The organism is Magnetococcales bacterium, assembly GCA_015231925.1.
In the GTDB taxonomy this organism is placed as follows: domain Bacteria; phylum Pseudomonadota; class Magnetococcia; order Magnetococcales; family JADGAQ01; genus JADGAQ01.
Genome location: JADGAQ010000346.1, coordinates 1 through 2,350 on the forward strand (window position 1 = coordinate 1; position 2,350 = coordinate 2,350).

Here is a 2,350-nt window from a genome sequence, read left to right on the forward strand (position 1 = left end):
GTCAAAGGACAGAACATTTCCTTTTTTTGATACTTAAAAGATAAAATATTGAACGTCAAAGATAGTCCACCAGGAAATAGCACCATTTCCGCAACGGAAAGACCTTCTCCAGAATCTCCAATCCCCGCTCCTCCCCATCCAGCAACACCAGCCGCCCTTCGGCCTCCGCCTGTCGCGCCGAACAACGCTGCAACAACAGACTGTTGAGGGCTTCGTCACTCAGGAAAAGCCTCAAAAAGGCCTCGCCCTGCCCCCAGGTATGCTTGCCCCCGCCCGGCGTCTCCAACTCGAAACGAAAGCGCACCCCGCTGGCGGTCAACAACCGGTCGAAATAGCTCCAGGGATCGAACAGCGCCCCCATGACGTTGCTGCGATAACGATTGGTGAACCCCTGCTCCCGGATCCAGGCGAAATGGGCATCCTGCGGCGAAAGCTGAATGCGCACCTCCCCCACCTGATCCCGACGGGCCTGCTCCCAGATGGCGGCCAACAGCTCGTCGCGCCGCGAACCCGACACCGGGGCCATCAACTCCAGCACCTCCAGTCGGGGAACGCCGTCCCGCATGTCGGTGCGGGCCAGCAGGGCGTAGGCGGCGATTCCTCCCCCCGCATCCGGCAGCGCCACCAGTCGATAGCGATAGTATTCCCGATAGTAGTGGTAACGGAAGGTATCGGCCCAAAACGAGGCGCGACGCTCCGGAAAACCCCCGAAAGCGGCGGTGTTCTTGCTGAAACAGGCCAGCAGCGCCTCCCCCGGCAACTCCTCCGGACGCTCCCAGCAAACAGGGGCTGCCATGGAAGGCTGCGGGTTCGGACACTCTTTTTTGTAGGAGAGGGTGGGCAACAGCTCGTGATAACCGAGCTTCTGCTTGTACCAGCGGTAGGCGGCGCTACGCTCGTCGCCGCGATAGACGAAGACGGCCTCCGCCTCGTGGCGGAACGCCTGACGCAGATGGGCATCCAGCGCGGAGCCGATGCCCTGGGAGCGGTACTCGGGCTCGACGTGGGCGGCGGAGATCCACACCAGATCGAGGCTGCGCCCCCCGCCCAGGGCGAAACGACGCGGCTCCACCGGCAGAACGCCGATCAGCTTGTCACCGTCATGGGCCATGACGGCCTGCATGCGGTTGCCATCCCAGGTTTCCGGGCTGCGGGCCGTGGAGTCGGAACGGCGAATCAACTGCAGAATCGCCTCCCGATCCCCCTGCCCCGCCCGCCGGTATTGAATCATGCGCCCCGACCCAGCCATTCCTTCAGGGCATCGACGAAGACCTGCATCACCGGCACCGGCCCGATGCTGATGCGGGCGGAATGGTCGTAGGGAGGCTCGAAAGCGCCGCGAATGTAGATCTTGCGGGCCCGCATGAAGGCCACCAGCTCCTCGGACTGCTGTTTGGACTGCAGGAAGAAGAGCAGCCCGTTGGTCAGATTGCCGCCGTGCCAGCGAATGCCCAGTTGGGTGAGCTGCTCCTGAACGTAGCGACTGCCCTCCCGCATCTCACGCACATGCTCCTGCAACAGCTCGGGATGGGCCAGGCAGTATTCGGCCACCGCCTGGGTCATACCGTTGGTCTCCACCAGGGAGCGGGTTTTGGAGAGGTAGCTGATGTTCTCCTCGTTGGAAACCATGTAGCCCAGCCGGATGCCCGCCAGACCGTGGGCCTTGGAGAAGGTCTGGGTGACGATCAGATGGTCGTATTCGGCGATCAGCGGCACCATGGTGGGCACGTCGCCGAAGAAGTGGTAGGCCTCGTCAATGACCAGGATGGCCCCATGAGAACGGCACCTCTCGGCGATCTCCCGCACCTGCTCCACGGTGAACATGGCCTCGATGGGCAGGTTCGGATTGGGAATCATCACCGCTGCGGTCTTGTCGTCGATCTGCCGCCAGAGGGAGTCGAAATCGGGCTTCATCTCCGGGGTGTAGCCGAATTTGCGATACTCCAACTGATAGAGCTGGGAGTAGATGTTGTACATCGGATAGGTGGGGTCGAGCACCACCACGTTCTCACCGGGGTTGGTCAAGGTTTCGTAGATGATCTTGATGCCTTCGGTGATGCCGTTGAGAATGTAGAGCTGGGAACGCGGCACCCCCACGAAACGACCGATGGCCTCGTAGAGGGAGCTGATGTCCGGGGTGACGTTGAGCAGATAGCGTGGCAGCTTGCTGATCAGATCGGCCAGCACCGCGTCGGAAAAGTTGGAAACCCGCTCGTTGCGATCCAGGCGGTAACCATTGACGAGATCCCGGCCAGCGGAGGTCTGGTAGCGGGCGACCTTGAGGATGTGGGGCTTGAAGCGATTTCTCATGAGATTCAACCGTGCCGGGCAGGAATTGCGTTAAATCGGG

Annotated in this window: 2 protein-coding genes; both read right to left on the reverse strand. The window is 61.5% G+C overall.

From position 1 onward, the window contains the following. Positions 1 to 55: 55 nt before the first annotated feature. Positions 56 to 1,231 carry a GNAT family N-acetyltransferase gene (locus HQL56_19640; protein ID MBF0311730.1) on the reverse strand — a complete coding sequence of 392 codons (1,176 nt, stop codon included), beginning with the start codon at positions 1,229 to 1,231 and terminating at the stop codon, positions 56 to 58. Then, entirely contained in the window at positions 1,228 to 2,310 is a 1,083-nt protein-coding gene (locus tag HQL56_19645) for a histidinol-phosphate aminotransferase family protein (protein MBF0311731.1), read from the reverse strand. The genes HQL56_19640 and HQL56_19645 overlap by 4 nt, the downstream gene beginning before the upstream one ends. Between the last annotated feature and the right edge of the window lie 40 nt (positions 2,311 to 2,350).